General features: G+C 39.2%; 12 protein-coding genes and 1 pseudogene. 8 read left to right on the forward strand and 5 right to left on the reverse strand.

All coding sequences use genetic code 11. The features are described 5' to 3' along the window. Positions 1-136: 136 nt before the first annotated feature. The gene (locus tag HNQ85_RS02585; protein ID WP_181535912.1) at positions 137-1120 is read right to left on the reverse strand and encodes a zinc-binding dehydrogenase; all 984 of its coding nucleotides are present in this window, start codon (positions 1118-1120) and stop codon (positions 137-139) included. Positions 1121-1419: 299 nt separating this feature from the next. Between HNQ85_RS02585 and HNQ85_RS02590 the strand changes: the two genes are divergently transcribed. Then, positions 1420-2277: a Cof-type HAD-IIB family hydrolase gene (locus tag HNQ85_RS02590; protein ID WP_181535914.1), complete on the forward strand. Its 858-nt coding sequence runs from the start codon at positions 1420-1422 to the stop codon at positions 2275-2277. Positions 2278-2896: 619 nt separating this feature from the next. Here the strand turns inward: HNQ85_RS02590 and HNQ85_RS17490 are convergent. Continuing rightward, positions 2897-3025, reverse strand: a pseudogene (locus HNQ85_RS17490) (IS256 family transposase); the annotation flags it as partial. Positions 3026-3358: 333 nt separating this feature from the next. Between HNQ85_RS17490 and HNQ85_RS02595 the strand changes: the two are divergent. Together HNQ85_RS02595 and HNQ85_RS02600 are read left to right on the forward strand one after the other, a co-directional pair. Beyond that, positions 3359-5431 carry an SH3 domain-containing protein gene (locus HNQ85_RS02595; protein ID WP_181535916.1) on the forward strand — a complete coding sequence of 691 codons (2073 nt, stop codon included), beginning with the start codon at positions 3359-3361 and terminating at the stop codon, positions 5429-5431. Positions 5432-6134: 703 nt separating this feature from the next. Then, positions 6135-6911, forward strand: coding sequence for an SDR family oxidoreductase (locus HNQ85_RS02600; protein ID WP_181536488.1), 777 nt, complete (start codon positions 6135-6137; stop codon positions 6909-6911). A 43-nt stretch (positions 6912-6954) separates the two neighbouring features. Here HNQ85_RS02600 and HNQ85_RS02605 read toward each other — a convergent pair whose 3' ends face one another. Both HNQ85_RS02605 and proB read right to left on the reverse strand, forming a co-directional pair. Next, a complete protein-coding gene (locus HNQ85_RS02605; RefSeq protein ID WP_181535918.1) occupies positions 6955-8196 on the reverse strand; it encodes a glutamate-5-semialdehyde dehydrogenase in 1242 nt (413 codons plus the stop codon). Further along, positions 8193-9317 carry a glutamate 5-kinase gene (proB, locus tag HNQ85_RS02610; RefSeq protein WP_181535920.1) on the reverse strand — a complete coding sequence of 375 codons (1125 nt, stop codon included), beginning with the start codon at positions 9315-9317 and terminating at the stop codon, positions 8193-8195. Before proB ends, HNQ85_RS02605 begins: the two co-directional genes overlap by 4 nt. A 467-nt stretch (positions 9318-9784) precedes the next feature. On the opposite strand from proB, the gene HNQ85_RS02615 reads away from it, so the two are divergent. Further along, positions 9785-10273, forward strand: coding sequence for a DinB family protein (locus HNQ85_RS02615; protein WP_181535922.1), 489 nt, complete (start codon positions 9785-9787; stop codon positions 10271-10273). Positions 10274-10700: 427 nt separating this feature from the next. Beyond that, positions 10701-11882 (forward strand): methionine gamma-lyase, encoded by a 1182-nt coding sequence (gene megL, locus HNQ85_RS02620; protein WP_181535924.1) that lies wholly within the window; start codon positions 10701-10703, stop codon positions 11880-11882. Between the two features lie 990 nt (positions 11883-12872). Here the strand turns inward: megL and HNQ85_RS02625 are convergent. Continuing rightward, entirely contained in the window at positions 12873-13187 is a 315-nt protein-coding gene (locus HNQ85_RS02625) for a hypothetical protein (RefSeq protein WP_181535926.1), read from the reverse strand. Positions 13188-14138: 951 nt separating this feature from the next. Between HNQ85_RS02625 and HNQ85_RS02630 the strand changes: the two genes are divergently transcribed. From HNQ85_RS02630 to HNQ85_RS02640, 3 genes are all read left to right on the forward strand, one after another. Further along, positions 14139-15356 (forward strand): MFS transporter, encoded by a 1218-nt coding sequence (locus HNQ85_RS02630; RefSeq protein ID WP_181535928.1) that lies wholly within the window; start codon positions 14139-14141, stop codon positions 15354-15356. Positions 15357-15555: 199 nt separating this feature from the next. After that, on the forward strand, positions 15556-16101 hold the full coding sequence (locus tag HNQ85_RS02635; RefSeq protein WP_246326758.1) for a VanZ family protein: 546 nt from the start codon (positions 15556-15558) through the stop codon (positions 16099-16101). 240 nt (positions 16102-16341) lie between these two features. Continuing rightward, positions 16342-16881 carry a DUF7010 family protein gene (locus HNQ85_RS02640; protein ID WP_181535930.1) on the forward strand — a complete coding sequence of 180 codons (540 nt, stop codon included), beginning with the start codon at positions 16342-16344 and terminating at the stop codon, positions 16879-16881. Positions 16882-17394: the final 513 nt, after the last annotated feature.

A 17394-nucleotide genomic window follows, 5' to 3' on the forward strand; every position in this document is an offset into this window, starting at 1 on the left:
TTTATTTCGATTTTTATTAAAAATAACACTACTTTTAGCAGGAGGATGTATAGCGAATGAAGAATATGGAGTTTGACAAATCAAAAGGCAGTGATGGTACCCCACTGCCTTTTTCAGTTTCTCTCACACCTATCAGTTATGTATTTCGAACAGTCAACAAAACCTTTCCCGTGCTATTTCTGCTTTCGACCCAACGATGTGCCTCTACTGCTTCTTCGAGTGCAAACTTCTTTCCGATCTTCATTTTCAAACGTCCTTCTGCCAAATAGCGGAGAACATGATCTGCTGCATTATGTAAAAGGTGAGGGCGTTCTTTTCTTGTCGTACCTAAGCTAAAGCCAAGAACAGAGCGACAACTAGAATGCAAATCTTTGGTTTGAAAACGTCCAACGTAACCACTAGAGTTTCCAAAGTGAACTAACCTTCCGTACATAGCGAGGCATTCAAGACTTTTCTCTGATACTTGACCAGAGATCGAATCTAATATTACGTCAGCCCCTCGACCATTCGTTAATTCCACTACTTTTTCGGCAAAATCAACATCCTCGTAACAAATCACATGATCGGCACCTGCGTCTAAAGCAGTTGCAATCTTTGTGGTACTGCCTACTGTGCCGATCACACAACCCGCACCTAAAATTTTGGCTAGCTGGATTGCTGTTGTTCCAACTCCGCCAGCTGCTGCATGAATAAGAACCGTTTCACCTGGTTCTAATCTTGCAACATCTGCAAGTAACTTAAAAGCAGTGAAAGAAACAATAGGGCAAGCTGCCGCCGTGTCAAAATCAACATTATCAGGAATTGCGAACGTAAGAATTTCATCCGCCACCACATACTCAGCGTAGGAGCCCATCTTAGGAAACGCAATGACTCGTTGTCCTTCAGTAAAGCGCTTAACATCGGATCCGACCTTTTCAACAACCCCCGCTACGTCGAGACCTGGAATGAATGGAAGCTTGCCTGAGCCTTTTTTTCCGTATCTGGACTTAATATCAGCAAAATTCACGCTGGTCGCCTCAACTCGAATTAGAACTTGACGAGAGGTTATCGACGGTACGTCGACGGTCGTGCATTTCAAAACTTCAGGGGGACCGAATTCAGTAACTAAAATGGCTCTCACAACAATACCTCCAATGAACGAAAATTTAGTTTATTAAGAAAATTTGTTTTATATATTTTACAACAGAATAGTTGGTTTACGACACAATTAATTTTTTATATAAGTTATAAAAAATTGCTTTGTTTTCGGCTGTTAAGCGATCCATCGGAACAGGGGTCGCTTTTTTATATAATTTCATCCTCAAAATCCCAATTTTGTATTATAATGAGGTAGAGTTTTAATATAGTAAAGCTGCATTTGTCAGCGATAAAGATGGCGATTTGAAAGCCAAATCCCAAAAAGAAACGAGGGATCTAGCTATGCTTATTGCTTTAGACATGGACGGAACGTTGTTGAATTCAGAAGGACGGATTAGTGAGGGAAATAAAGAAGCCATTGTGCGTGCGCAAAAGGCGGGGCATATCGTCGCGATTGCGACAGGCAGGGCGTATAACGATGCTTACAGACAGCTGGAAAGAGCAGGTCTTGTTTGTCCGATCATCGGTCTGAACGGCGCTTCAATTACCCTTGAAGATGGGACACTGATTGGTGATGTTCCATTAGAGAAAGAGAAGTTGATTCCTGTGCTGGAGTGGATTCGCCAGCAGCCAGATTTATATTGTGAAATTTATACGAATGATGCAGTATATGTCGGTTTGCATAACCGAAAGCATCTCGAGGAGCTTGCGGACAGTGTCGCAGAAGAATACCCTGACTTAAGAGAGATTGTGAAGAAGCAGTTTCAACAAGCTATCGTTACATATGTGAATGACATTCATGAAGTCTGGCTGGAAAAGAATACGGTGTTTTATAAGGTTCTTATTTTTTCATTAAATAAAGATAGGTTAGAAGAAGTTTCATTGAAATTTAAAGACATTTCCGGTGTGACGGTGACTTCTTCGCATCCAAACAATATTGAAATCAACCACGAACAGGCGACGAAAGGCCATGCGCTAACCAAACTCGCATCCTATTATAAGATCGATATGAAAGACACCGTCGCCATGGGAGATAGTCATAATGACCTTTCGATGTTTGCCGTTGCCGGTTATCGTGTGGCGATGGGAAATGCTGCTCCGAAAGTAAAAGAAAATAGCGACTTCATCACAGCGATGAATGACGAAGATGGGGTGGCTCTTGTTTTAGAGAATCTTTTAAAAAAGGCAACACTAAGCTAAAGTGTCTTTAGTGGAACGAAGATAGACAGTCTTCTATATTTAGAGGGCTGTCTATTTTTATATGAATATAAATAAAATGATTCATATGTTTAAAAAAGCACTCCGATTGTCATTGATTTTGTCGATTCGAAATGGTCGATGCTTGGCATGATCTTGCCGCCATATTGGGCCGTGAAATTGTTTACGAGCAGCACCAATGAATCGTTTTGGTGGCAGTTCATCATTGGTGTACTCATTCATGTTTTGGTGATTGGTTTACTGTTGAAAAGATTTCAGCGGATAATTGGTTAAATTATAAAACAGGATGTTAAGAAGAAAGAGTTTTCATAAGGTAAAGTATAGCGGTGATCACCAATGTGACTTGAAAAAATAGCCCTCGCTTAGAGTATTAAGTTTTTCCCACTTCCCCTTTTGTAAATGGATGGTAAAATTAAATAAATCTCCTCTTCTCCCTGGTTTTTTGATCGGGGATGTTTTTCGCTTCTGATCTCACCGCACGCTTTTTCGATTCCCACTTGATAAGAAATGATAGACAGATAGCACTGGCAACCGTAATTCTAGTACAAGAACGAGGGACAGTAATTAAACAGAGTCGAAACAGTTAGTCAGTTATATATCGATTTCGCAGATAGTAGCCGTTTCTCATATTCGACGTTCCAGCCTGTTTAATTTCGAGAAAATTTTTTATTTCTTGACGCATGATTGGCCCTAATTTTTTCTTTACAAACTGACGAATGATATTTTTCAGTTAATTGGTCCAGTCTACATTCAGTAGCTTTTAGACATAGGTGGGGTAATCCTTTCTCTGAATGTGTGATGGCTAAATCAGAGAATACCCTGCTTTTTTTCTTTTAACATGTTCACCGAGAAATCTCCCGCCTCTAAGCGAAGTGTAGGTGGGAGAGGTTCATTCTAGTAAAATGCTTTACACAAAATTTTATACATCATCATCTACGAATCACTTAACATTTTTGAAAATGAACCGATAATAAAAGCAAGAGTAGAAAAATATTGTTCAGTTTTTCTTTGTCGCTTCTCAGTAAGGAGATAGAAAAAAAGAGAAGTAGGTGAGCACGAAAAGATGAAAAATATAGGAAAAGCTGTCGTTTTATCGGCGGGGCTTTTAGTTGCTTCTGCGGGGGTTTCTATGATTCCGTGGAACGTAAGTACAGTAGAGGCAGCGAGTACGGTAAAATTAAACAAAACAACGTATCAAACGACTGCTAATCTCTACATGCGGTCGGGAGCGGGAACGAAGTACAAAGTGATCATTACCATTCCGAAAGGAAAAACAGTCACGGCAACAGAGAAACAGGGGAACTGGTACAAAGTTTCCTACAAGTATACGTCGAAAGAGAAAAGCTATACAAAAACAGGCTGGGTAAGTGGCAGTTATTTAAAAGAATATGATCAATATATAAAAACGAGCGGTACATATTATTTTACAAAGAAACAAGCTAATCTTTATAGCACACCAAATATGAAAAATAAAGCTATTACTAGTTTAGCCATTGGTAACGGATTATATTCAACTAGAAAAGTAGTAAATAGTATCGGCCAAACTTGGTACGAAGTGTCTTTTAATGGGAAAAACCTGTATGTCATAGGTAGTGACGTAGAAAAAGTTTCATCCAAAAGTTTTTCGGAAACGAAATATATAGCGAATAAGGAAACATTTTTATATTCTTCCTTTGGAAGTGGATACTCAAAGTTAGAGAAAATTGCAAAAGGAACCATTCTTTCATCTAGTTTTAGTGTTGGAAATTGGTATAAAGTTACCTATAAAAACAAAACTGGCTATATTTATATCAGCGATTTTGCTCGTTACACAGGGGGCAATGTTCAACAGAAACCATCACAAGAGCAACCAAAACAACCGGGTAATTCATCCACTGCTCCTGTCACAGAACAAGAGATTTCTGGCAAAACGTTTGCGGTAAGGGCGAATTTAAATGTACGAAAAGAACCGAATACAGACTCTGCTATCCTTACAACGATTTCAAAGGGAACGATTATTGTACCGACCCATAAAACATCCAATAATTGGTACAAAATAACATATAATAATACCATCGGTTACGTTTCTGGAGATTATGTGACACAAGTCATAACAGGAGCACCTTTAAACGGAGTGCGGGACGGCTACCAATTTATTGATTTACGGACAACCGCTCCGGTTACGGCTCAACAAATAAACCGGTATATCGAAAATTATGTCAATTCAACAAATAAGCAAAGCGTTTTACTAGGAAAAGGACAAGCGTTTATCGATGCCGGTAAAAAATATGGAGTTAATGCGTTATATTTAGCTGCGCATGCGATTCATGAAAGTGCTTTCGGAACTTCGAGACTGGCGCTTATGAAATATAATTTATTCGGTTACGGCGCTTATGACGCGACCCCGTTTGTTGCGGCATATCGCTTTTTGTCTGTAGAAGAATCGATTGATTATATCGCTCGAAAACTGAAAGCAACGTATTTAAACCCGACCTATCCGTATTTTAAAGGAGCATATCTCGGGTTTCGTACCAATACATTAGCGGGAACACGTGTCGATGAGAGCAGTGAAGGCATGAATTTTTACTACGCCAGCGATCCGTATTGGGGACAAAGCATCGCTCGCCATATGACCAATATTTTGGCGTATGATAATAATTATTACAAATCCGCTAAACCAAACGAAACAGTGCCTGCATTACCAAGTATTCCGCAAGGATCGGACGTGTTTCCGACAAATATTGTAGCGGTGGCGAATCAAGACCTTCCGCTATACGCTCAAAAAAGGGCGGATAAAAGCATAACCACTTTGAAAAAGGGATCTACATTTATGTTGCTGGAGAAAACGAATGATTACTGGGTTCGTTTAACATACAACAATCAAGAATATTGGACGAATTCCATTAAATTTTATGACTATGAAAAGTACATTACGGTCAAAAACTTAGGCAGTGTCAATACGATCACATTAAATGTAAGACCGACGCCATCAACGGAAAAGGCTCCAATCGGCCAGCTAAAAATGGGAGAGTATGTTCAGCTGGCGTTAACAACCGATGGAAAGCTAGAAATCAAAAATTCTTGGTATAAAATCATATTAAAAGATGGACGTGTGGGCTGGGTCAGTTCGCAATATATTATTAGAGAACTAAATTAATTGCGGTTTATCCATTTTATGGACGAATGACGATAAAGATTTTCGTAAAACCCCTTTATAGGTAGATATGAAGATTTAAAATCTACCTATGAAGTGGGTTTTTTTGTATGCGTGCACTGTCACGCCCAGGAAAAGTTCGATTCGTTCAAAAAAGATATTTATATGCGAAGTGTAGGAGAATTCCCGTTCATCTGAGAAGTAAAAAAGCCATTGTGGTCAACTATATAAATTCTCGACATATGAATATGAATGCAATATGAAAATAGACTCGAGCCCTATTAAGAGATGACAAGTCACTTTTTAAATATGTCGAAAAATCAAATTTGATTTATATACTTAAAATGCTGTACTATCTACTCACACCAAAAGAAAAGTATCAAGAGTTTGGAAAAGAATACTATGAATAAAAACGATTAGAAATCAAAAAAGAAAAAGGCTGTAAAAAGTTGGGGTATACCATCTTGTTTTTTATGGCACAGCAAATCTAATAACCTAGGGGATTTTAAAGATTCCATCGTTCAGTATTGTCTAAATTTCAATTTCACTTGAAACTATAGCAAGTGTATTGATGAAAGTAAATACGAACGAATGGAAGGAGAGATTATAAGATGGAATGGAGAACGATCATCGGGGAAGAGATTGGTATGATTGTTGCGGTTGTGCATGATGTGAAAAAGTTGCAACAGAGGTGATTGTGTTGACGTTGAGATTATTAAAAGGAAAAACCGCCATTGTGACAGGAGTCAGCCGGATGAAAGGAATTGGCGCTGCTATTTGTGAGGCGTTAGCTGAAGCGGGAGCGGATATTTTTTTCACCTATTGGAGCGCATACGACGAGTCGATGCCGTGGGGGATGGAACGAAACGAGCCACAGTGGATGAAAAGAAAAATAGAGGAATTAGGTGTCACGTGCCACTGCCTAGAGATGGACTTATCAAAAGAAGATGCGCCAAGACAATTATTGCAAGCCGCTATTCATACGCTAGGAGAACCAGATATTTTAGTCAACAATGCCTGTTACTCTGATCGGTCTGATTATTCATCATTGACAAGTGACATGTTGGATCGGCACTATTTGGTCAACGTAAGGGCGCCGATTATGCTTAGTGTCGAATTTGCGAAAGTATTTCAAAAACAACGAGGCGGCCGAATCATCATGATGACATCAGGGCAGTCATTAGGACCGATGCCGGGAGAGATTGCCTATGTTGCCACGAAAGGCGCGATAGAGGCATTTGTGAAAACGTTTGCTGTTGAGGTCGCGGAAAAAGGAATTACCGTCAATGCGGTCAACCCAGGGCCAACGGATACAGGTTGGATGGACGAAGAAATCAAACAACAACTCCTTCCCAAGTTTCCATTTGGAAGAATCGGAACACCACATGATGCTGCTCGGCTCATCCGCTTTCTCGCAAGCGAAGAAGCGGAATGGATTACAGGGCAAGTGATTCACTCGGAAGGAGGGTTTATACGAAACTAGCGATTGATAAACGCCAGCCCCCAATATGGAGGCTGGCTGTTTTTTACACCCGAATTTGTCCTGTTCCGTATACAATCGATTTCGTTGTGGTGATCGCGCGCAATCCCATTGGACCGCGGGCATGCAATTTTTGCGTGCTAATCCCAATCTCCGCTCCATAGCCAAATTGTTCGCCATCTGTAAAGCGGGTGGATGCGTTATGGTAAAGAACAGCAGCGTCTACCGATTGAAAGAATAAGTGAACATTTTCTTGATCCTCAGAAACAATCGCTTCGGAATGTTTTGTTCCATATTGGTCAATATGGCGAATGGCTTCTTTCACATCTTTCACAAGTTTGACCGCTAAAATGGGTGCTAAATATTCCGTGCTCCAGTCCGTTTCATTGGCTTGATGAACAAACGAGTACGAGGAGAAAAGGGTGTTGTCGCCACGAAGTTCAATGCCTTTACTGTGTAAAATTTCTAGTAACTCTTGAACATGAGGCCAGTTTTCGTGAATTAAAACGGTTTCGACGGCGTTGCAAACGGATGGACGCTGTGTTTTGGCGTTTAGGACGATGTCAATGGCCATTTGTTTTTGGGCAGATTCATCAATAAAAATATGACAATTGCCAACTCCGGTTTCTAACACAGGAACGGTTGCGTTTCGAATCACGGATTGGATGAGGCTGGCGCCCCCTCGTGGAATTAATACGTCTAAGTACCCATTTAGTTGGAACATTTGCTGGGCGGTTTCGTGGTTTGTATCTTCCAAAAGCTGTATCGCATCCGCAGGAATAGACGAATGGGTAAGAGCTTGTTGCATCACGTGAACGAGCGCTTTATTCGAATGGAGCGCCGAGGAGCTTCCGCGCAACAGTACCGCATTTCCTGCTTTTAAACAAAGGCTGGCTGCGTCGACGGTGACATTCGGCCGCGCCTCATACACCATACCGATGACGCCAAGAGGAACGCGAATGTTTTGAATCCGTAATCCATTTGGCCTAGTCCATTCTTCAACGGTCTCGCCAATTGGGTCAGGAAGATTGATCACTTGGCGAACGCCATCAACGATTTGCCTGATGCGTTCGTCGGTTAACTGCAGGCGATCAATCAAAGCAGGGGAAAGTCCGTGTTCTTTTCCAAGAGCGACATCTTTTTCATTTTCTTCGAGAATCCATTCTTTTTGTTCCATCAGGGCATCGGCAATCATGGCTAGTGTCTCATTTTTTTCATTCGCTGATCGAACGACCAATGTTTTTGATGCCTTTTTTAATCGTTGGGCTTTTGTCAGTAACTCGCTCATTTCACAAAACTCTCCTTTCTCAATGATACCCAGTTATCGCGATGGATCACTTCTGGGCGTTGATTGATCGAATATGGTTTTGCTTGGTCGCTTGACCATCCTTTCACTTTTTCTAAGTCGGCGGAAGAGTAGTAAATTTGCCCTCTGCCGATGACGGCTCCCTTTTGATTGACGACTTCGACGACATCAAGCGCTTGGAAAGTGCCGAAAACGTTCGTTACACCAGCTGGAAGCAAACTTTTTCCGCGCCGTAAAAGGGCGGTTTCTGCCCCTTCATCGACTTCAATTTTTCCGGCCACTTGTGCGTGATAGGCAATCCACTGTTTTCTCATTTGCATGTGTGATTGAAACGGGGTACCAATATATGTCCCATTTCCTTTTCCTTCTAAAATGTCGCGAAGCTTTTCTTTTCCCACGCCTGTTCCAACAAACACACTCACTCCAAAGGAAAGAGCTTTTTGTGCTGCGAGAAGTTTTGATTTCATCCCTCCGGTTCCGACCGATGAACCGCTGCCGCCTGCTGATTCGATTAAATCGTCCGTGATTTCGGCGAGAAAGTTGTATTTTTTCGCATCCTGATTCGTTTTCGGATTACGATCGTACAAACCGTTAATATCCGTTAAAATGATTAGGGCATCGGCATGTAAGAAGCCGCTAACGAGAGCGGATAATAAATCGTTGTCACCGAAGGTCAGTTCCTCAACAGAAACGGAATCATTTTCATTAATGATGGGCAATACACCGCATTCTAACAATTCAGACATGGTGGAGAATAAGTTATGAAACCGTTCCCGGCTATAAAAATCTTCTCTCGTTAGTAAAATTTGTCCGGTGACAATCGCAAATTTCCGAAATGCAGAAATATAGCCTTGCATGAGTATTCCTTGCCCGACAGCAGCAGCCGCTTGTTTTCCTGCTGTCGTTTTCGGTCGTGAAGGATAGCCAAGCGGACCGAAACCAGCCGCGACCGCACCCGAAGAGATGAGAATGACTTCATGCCCTAACTCTTTTAAATAAGCGAGCGCTTCAACATGTTCAAAAAGTTTTTCATGAGAAAGCGTGCCTTTCTTATCGGTGAGAGAACTGCTGCCAATTTTGACGACGACTCGTTGTTTTTTCATCACACCACCCTTTCTTTTAACAATAAAAAACGCTTTTTCCCCCTCCTGTAAAAGGACGGAAAAAGCGTTCCGCGGTACCACCTTTTTTGGCGCATGCGCACCCACCTTTCGTCCCGTAACGTGGGAAAGACGGCTTATGTTTGCATAAGCGGCCATCTAGGGCAGGTTCAATCTACTTCCCGTGAGGAACCTTCCAGCCTATGAGTTCCACTCTCTTGCACGTTTCATAGATTTACTAGTCCCGTACCGTTTTTATATGAGTGATTTTTCTGAAAATTATCCATTGAAAAAGAAAATTTGTCAAGACCTATATAAAGTGAAACAATCCATTTATCTTATCCTTAATGTACGATGGCTGCAAGCAAAAAATTGCCTAATCCAATCAAAAAAACACAGAAACATGTGGTAGGAATTCTGCAAAATGAAGCGAAATGGTTGTATATTGTAAAAATTAGGGGGATTAGAAAATGAAAAAGTTAACGTTACAATTTTTTGATTATCACTCGTGGGCAAACAAACAACTGATCGAACATCTGAGCAAGTTACCAAAAGAAATAATTCATAAGGAAGTAAATAGCGTTTTTCCTTCCATTTCACAAACTTTTGCTCATATGTATGTTGTCGATGAATTATGGTTTTTAAGAATAAGCGGAAAAAGTGTGAATTCGATCGAAGCGAAACCATTTATAACAACGCAAGAAATGAATGATGCATTTACTTATTTACATAATGAGATGTTAGAATTTCTCAATCTAATAGATGATTTGGAACAACCGGTCATTTATACGAACACAAAAGGCGAGCATTTTCGTAACAGCATCCGCGAAATTATTTATCATATCGTAAACCATGGAACTTATCATCGCGGCAATATTGCAGCGATGATTCGGCAGTTGGGTTATCAGGGAGTATCGACAGACTATATTTATTATTTAAGGGACACGAACAAGGAATAGTATGATGACCAGAAAATGAATTCAAGCTATTCTTGGAGAAATGCTAGCTATTAATAAACATGGTTTTTGAGTAGAGTGATTTAACATTTTTCCGGGAAGTCTCCCTCCCCTAAGCGAAGTGTTGGTGGGAGAGGTTCATCGGAATGGTTATTATATTTATTCCATTTTGCTTGAACTACTCCCGCTGAACCCCCTTACAGGTCGTTTGAAGTAGGAGATTCTTGGGTAATCCCTTCTATTGAAGGGAAGTTGACCAAGCGACTCCTGCTGTTCCGCTTGTTTGAAACTGATTCATCTCCCATTTACTCGCTCATGCATGTTGAAGTATCTTCATAAAGCATAATTTTTAGAAAACGCTTACAAACGAAAGTTATGTAGCGTATACATAACATATAAGGGGGTATTTTTTACAAATAGGGGGATTTTCATGAGTTATGAGGAAAAACAATTCGAAACGTTAGTCATTCATCATGGCTATGATACAAAGCAACATCTTGGCAGTTTGGCGGTGCCGATTTTTCAAACGTCGACGTTTACATTTGACACCGCTGAACAAGGAGAGGCTCGTTTTGCAGGACAAGAGGGAGGCTATATTTATTCAAGGCTTGCCAATCCAACTGTAAGGGCGCTTGAAGAGAAAATGGCGTGTTTAGAAAGTGGCGAGGCAGCGCTTGCGTTCGGTTCGGGGATGGCAGCGGTATCCGCTGTATTGCTTACTTTGACAAAAGCGAACGATCATATAATTTGTCCGCAAGGAGTATACGGCTGCACGTTTGGTTTATTGCAGTTTTTAAAAAAGAAATATAACATTTCGCATGATTTTTGTTTGATGGAAACAGAAGAAGAGATTTGTCGTCTCATTCGTCCAGAAACGGTTTGTCTTTACGTAGAAACACCGATTAATCCAACGATGAAACTCATCGATTTAGAAATGGTCGTCAAGGTAGCTAAAGAGTATGGGATTAAAGTAGTTGTCGATAATACGTTTTGTTCTCCATATTTACAAAAACCGCTGGCGCTTGGATGTGATGTCGTCGTCCATAGCGCGACGAAATATATTGGCGGTCACGGTGATGTCGTCGCTGGCATTGCGGTTGGTAGTAAGGAGTTTATGGAGGAGGTGGCAAAGACAACGCAAAAAGATATTGGTGGGATTATCTCTCCATTTGATGCTTGGTTATTATTAAGAGGACTGAAAACATTGCCAGTGAGAATGGATCGTCATTGTGCAAACGCAGAAAAAATAGCACAGCTGTTAAAAGAGCATCCGCTCGTATCTAACGTCTATTACCCGAACGATCCAGACAATCCGGATTATCCAATTAGCCAAAAACAAATGAAGCTTGGCGGCGGTCTCGTTTCTTTTGAAGTGAAAGGCACAAAACAAGATGTGCAACGCTTTTTAAATCGCCTCCAACTCATTAAAATTGCAGTAAGTTTGGGGGATACGGAAACACTTATTCAACATCCTGCTACAATGACTCATGCCGTTGTACCAGAAGATGTAAGAAAAAACATGGGCATTACTGATCAACTTATTCGCTTATCCGTTGGTCTCGAAGCCTGGGAAGACATTTGGCAAGACTTAGAGCAGGCGTTCAATGGATAACTATACACAAAGAACTGTGACAGCCTATCACACAACGTCTAAAGGGGATTGTGTTATGCAGGAGCATTTGTTTCTTCCACATCTCGAAAAAAGTAGATTAAAAGAGAGAAAGATTTCAAGAGGAGCCAAGAGCTAAAAAAGTGCTCTTTCATTTGTACGGTCGTTTCGGGGAATATTTCAAAATGTCGAATCAGTCCAATCCGTAACAAGCAAAAAGCACTAAAGCTACAAGAGGATCATTCTGTTGATCATGATCGGCTCTCTCATATTTATCTCAAAGAGAAAGAGTATGCGAAAGCGGCTTGCTATTTTCATCAAGCACTTATAACTTCGTAAATGAAACGCAGAGGGAATATACAAAAGCTTCTATATCAATCCATTATAGAAAAAGTAAAGCAGGATATAAACATCAAGCAAAACCATTTTAAAGTGGACGGGTGGCGATACTTCAATCAGTAGTATCACTTTTTAACAAACAGAAGGATGCAGGGGAGAAGTGAAAGGGGAGTCTATTTGTTCTGAAGGCATTATTGATCAAAAATGAAATAAAGATTTCAATGGAAGTCCATTTATTTACGAGATGCGAGGGATTTGTATGATGAACTTATTGATTGTTGGAATAGTATTGTTTGGATTAGTCGTTTACTCCATAAGTCGTATTCATTTTATGCGGAAGTGGGCTTTACTTTATACTACGTTTACAAATGAGGATTATTTTCAAATTGCCTCGAAATTAGATCGTAATGGTATCCGATACACTACAAAGATCCGGGTAGATTTCAGAGGTTTCTATAGAACAGTTACCGATCATAAACAAATTGATATTTATGTCAAAAAAGAAGATGAATATAAGGCTGTCAAGGCTTTGAGGAAAAATAGATAAACAGCGTCTCAATAGCACACAGTGAATGAATGACATTAGTGAAAGAAGACGTTATAAAAAATACTGTCAAAATTTTAACTTTTGTCTACTCTGTTTTTGTATGATATCTAAACAAAATAATTTTTGTAATAAATGAAAGTGACGATGAGCGAGATAATGGTATATATGATAGCAATGTAAAAGACGATTGAAGGAGTAAACAACGGTTTTTCTTCATCCATCTTTATTCCTGTATAAGACTGAATGTTTAAACGAGTTAAATTGGTGGTAAACCCGCCTGAGGAATTAAAAAACTTTATTACAAACGCCAACCCTATGAAAAAAGAATATTCTATAAAATCGGCGTTAAAAAATAAACTTACTCCCCAGTTAACGAATGCAATGATTCCCAATGTTAACAAAGAAAAAGCGATTTTCTTCATGATGGCTCCCTCTTAAAGCTACTGTTTTTGTATGTTTACGGTGATTTTTTCAAAATGTTTCAACATATCTTTTGTTAAGCAAACAGAAGGAGTATCGAGTTTCAAAGCGAATGAATTTAGAAGGTTAACATGAGTTCAAGACATTTAGTGTTTAGTAACTAAATAAGAAATATAAGCAGTTTGTTTAAAATCGATAAAAATGTTTTAAATGACTAAATATCTCCTGTTATTTTACATGAACAGATGGATGTTTTTTAATCTTCTGAACCGTCCTTCTGTTAGCTGTGTTGAAAAAAGTTCATTTTCTTGTTCAGAGAAGAAGGAGAGAAATGAATTTTAGTGAATATATGTTCCAACGACATTGCGATATAGGGAGACGACAAGATCATGGAAACGATTCGAATCATGAAAATCGTTTCCAATGATGAAACATAACTACGCTCATTAGACAAGTTGATGCGCGTGCTTTGTTCGACGAAGTGGTGTGCTTTCAATCGTTTGCTTGAAAGAATGAAGGCAAAAGACATGAACAAGCACCTTTCGTACCGATCTCGCTCAATAAACGATATGACGAAGACACGGTCTTGCTGGCACAAATGCTGATAATCAGTAGGCGGAACGAAACAACGCCGATATCTTGGCATGATGTTACGTAAAATCCAGAACTTCCAACAAGAGAATGAATGGTCATTATGGAATGTGTTGCATAAAATCTGTTGACTCCATTAATATCAAATTCAACTGAAGGAGGTGTCATCCTGGATTACTAAAATTTTGTCATGGACTGGAAAGCCTGTCGTTAACAGAGAGACGACGAGATGTCTTTCACAGCCGATGATAAGGGGCTTCCATTCCTGATGGAACTTAGGCGATACTTAAGCGGCAGGCGGTGTTTCCTGGTTCCATCGCGTTTTGTAGATGTTTATAGATTTTAGTAACCAGGAGAGGGTTGTGACTTTTATTCAAAAAGGGACCAAAGAATATCGACAGGCAAGCTTTTCGTTATTTCTTGGAGGTTTTTTGACGTTTGCGCTCCTTTATACAACACAACCACTGATGCCGATTTTTGCCCAAGAATTTCATGTCTCGGCTCTAGTAGCCAGCTTAAGTTTATCTGTATCTACGGGGGTGATGGCTATTGTCATGTTAATTGCCGCTACTGTATCGGATGCGATGGGGAAGAAGCAGGTCATGGTGATTTCCATGTTTTTCACTGCCGCTCTTAGTTTGTTGACTGCACTCAGTCCAAATTTTATGACCCTTGTAATAGTTAGGTTATTATTAGGATGTTTTATTGCAGGAGTTCCTTCGATTGCCATGGCATATGTTGCAGAAGAATTCAATCCAAACGGAATCGGTAAGATTATGGGACTTTATATAAGCGGAACAAGCATAGGAGGAATGGCGGGAAGAATTATAACGAGTGTACTTACAGACTTGTTTAATTGGCGAATCGCTTTAACTACAATAGGAATATTAGCGCTGATTTTAAGTATAATGTTTTGGCTTACTCTTCCCGTACCTCGTAATTCTGTGAAAAAGACGTTGGACTGGAGAATGGCATGGGGAGTTTATAAAGTACATATCGTTAATAAAAGTTTGATGGGCCTAGTGATGCTCTCGTTTTTGCTAATGGGAAGTTTTGTCACACTATATAATTATATAAGCTTCCTTCTAGCAGAACCACCTTATGGATTAAGCCAAACCATCATTGGCTTTATTTTTATCGTATACATATGTGGTACATTTAGCTCAATTTATATGGGAAAAAAAGCAGACCAATATGGATATTCCTTGATTTTGAAAATTTCAATCGGAATCATGATGAGCGGAGCCTTCCTAACGCTAGTTCCTTCGTTAATTGGAAAAATCATGGGGATGGCCATCTTCACATTCGGTTTCTTTGCCAGTCACTCAATTGCCAGTGCCTGGGTCGGAGACTGTGCCAGAAATCACAAAGTACAAGCTTCATCTCTTTATCTGCTTTTTTATTATCTTGGTTCAAGTTTTGTCGGATCATTTGGTGGTTATTTTTGGTCACACTTTCATTGGATTGGCGTTATTTCGTTAATCTCCGGTCTATTAATCTTCGGATATCTACTTGTTTTATTAGCCCAAAAAAGGGAATCAGCTAGCACCCCGATGGAAGTAAACATGAATAAGAATTAAGAATCTGTTACTTCTAAAGCTCTGTAATTGGTTTTGTGCCTGTACTTTATGCGTCAAATACTGTAGTTGTAAAAAATAAAGAAATTGTTGAAGTTGATAGATGATAAAAAATGATAATGAATATGTATGATTTCACTAGTTTTTCATTTATTTTACATTTAATATAAAAAATAGATATAACTATTTTGGAGGAATATAAATGATTCAATTATGGAGTATATTTGGCGATGTTGTTCCGTTGTTTTTGGTTATTGTGCTAGTGGTTGTTCCTTTATCGATTTGGTATTTTCACAACAAAAAGGCCGGATGGAAACAATGGTGTAAAAAAATTGCATTATCGCTGACGATGATCGCGATATTATTGATTACCATTTTCCCGCTTTATTACTCACCAGAACAACCGAGAGTACTTAATCTTATTCCGTTTGTCGGAATGTATAACCTTGTCTTTTACTCGGTTGATATAACGGTCCCGATTCGGAATATTTTGTTTAATATATTGCTGTTTGTTCCGTTTGGCTTTTTTCTCTCATGGAATAAAAGCCGTCGGATTATCGTAACGGGTTTACTTTTCTCATTGTTGATTGAAGTACTTCAATATGTTTTCCCAATAGGACGCTCAGCGGACATTGATGACGTCATTTTGAATACACTAGGAACGTTTTTAGGGGTTGTCTTATGGAAAGTCTCGACAAAATATAAAGATCAATGGCGGGGTCTGCATAATGAGAAGGATACAGCATGATACGATTTTTCACTTACCTATTTGAGTGTTCTGAAATATACATGTGGTTACAGAAAGTGTTTGATGGACAGGGATGCTAGCGAATAATCTAAATATCGTAAAGAATGCGGATTTTATGATTATATGGAATCATAGAAAAGCAAGAACAATTAGGGAGAGAAAAACATGAAGAAACATAATGAAATGAATATTTACGAATTAAAAAATGATTTATCATTAGAAGCTCACTTAGGTTAACCTGTGTTTATTGCTGGTATTTTATTTTGGTTGTTTGTTGGAATTTGCAGTTTCTTTTTACCTCAAGAGACGTTGGTATGGCTTTACTTGTTTGGAATTGGAGCGATTTTACCTTTAGCCATTCTCATTTCAAAAATATTAAAAATTAACTTTTTAGCTGCTCACAATCCGTTGTCAACCGTTGGCGAATTAGTAGGAGGTGTGCAAATTTTCTTTGCGCCTATTGTCATTATGGTTGCCTATCACCAACCGGAATGGATGCCTTTTGTCATCGGTGTTCTAACGGGAGCACATTTTCTTCCATATGTTTGGATATACGATGCGAAAATTTACTTATTCCAAACGATGACAACCGTAATTGTTTCATCGGTTATTGGCATTGGATTTATGGATCAATCATTTCACCTTACTCCATTTGCTTTAAGTGTTGTCTATATGATTACGGCTATTTTACTGATTCGTAAACATCGCACAATCGTTCGAGATAAAGAAGAGGTTGCAAACGCTTCAGTTATAATGCAGAAAGAATTTACGAATCAATAACTATGAGGTTAAAGAAGAAGAGATTGACAAAATGATCCCTGATGTATGAAGCAAGGATATACCTGTTCTTCCTACAGAGCAAAAGTGATGATAGGCTTAACAAAAAAATAGAGCACCTTAGAAGTTAGGTTTCTATATGTGCTCCGTTTTATGTTCTGAAATATCTAGAATAGGGTACGGTAAAGAGAGTTTCTTTGGAATAGGTGAGCGACTTGTTGCATAAGGTACCTCTAGTAAAGAAAATTGGTTGATGTGTTGAAACACAATATCTCCCTTGGAATCTTATTTTTAGTCACTGTATATAATTTTCAAAAAGGGTGTTTTTTGTTTTTGTTATGTGTTTTGCAACATGTTCATAATCGGAGAATACGTTGATGAACGAAATTTCTATAAAAATTTCTTCTTAGAGATAAGCGACAGGCAAGTTATTTGAACAATGGAAGTCAAAAAAGAACACAGGTTTTAAAATAATAGGAGGGATGTGGGGATTCCAAAAATTCAGTGAAATGATCA

This window comes from [Anoxybacillus] calidus, from assembly GCF_013760845.1.
Taxonomy (GTDB): Bacteria; Bacillota; Bacilli; order Bacillales; family Anoxybacillaceae; genus Paranoxybacillus; species Paranoxybacillus calidus.

Coding starts and splice junctions, on each gene's coding strand:
- HNQ85_RS02635 (WP_246326758.1), top strand. CDS start 15,556: ATGATTCAATTATGGAGTATATTTGGCGATGTTGTTCCGTTGTTTTTG.
- megL (WP_181535924.1), top strand. CDS start 10,701: ATGAGTTATGAGGAAAAACAATTCGAAACGTTAGTCATTCATCATGGC.
- HNQ85_RS02605 (WP_181535918.1), bottom strand. CDS start 8,196: ATGAGCGAGTTACTGACAAAAGCCCAACGATTAAAAAAGGCATCAAAA.
- HNQ85_RS02590 (WP_181535914.1), top strand. CDS start 1,420: ATGCTTATTGCTTTAGACATGGACGGAACGTTGTTGAATTCAGAAGGA.
- proB (WP_181535920.1), bottom strand. CDS start 9,317: ATGAAAAAACAACGAGTCGTCGTCAAAATTGGCAGCAGTTCTCTCACC.
- HNQ85_RS02625 (WP_181535926.1), bottom strand. CDS start 13,187: ATGAAGAAAATCGCTTTTTCTTTGTTAACATTGGGAATCATTGCATTC.
- HNQ85_RS02595 (WP_181535916.1), top strand. CDS start 3,359: ATGAAAAATATAGGAAAAGCTGTCGTTTTATCGGCGGGGCTTTTAGTT.
- HNQ85_RS02615 (WP_181535922.1), top strand. CDS start 9,785: ATGAAAAAGTTAACGTTACAATTTTTTGATTATCACTCGTGGGCAAAC.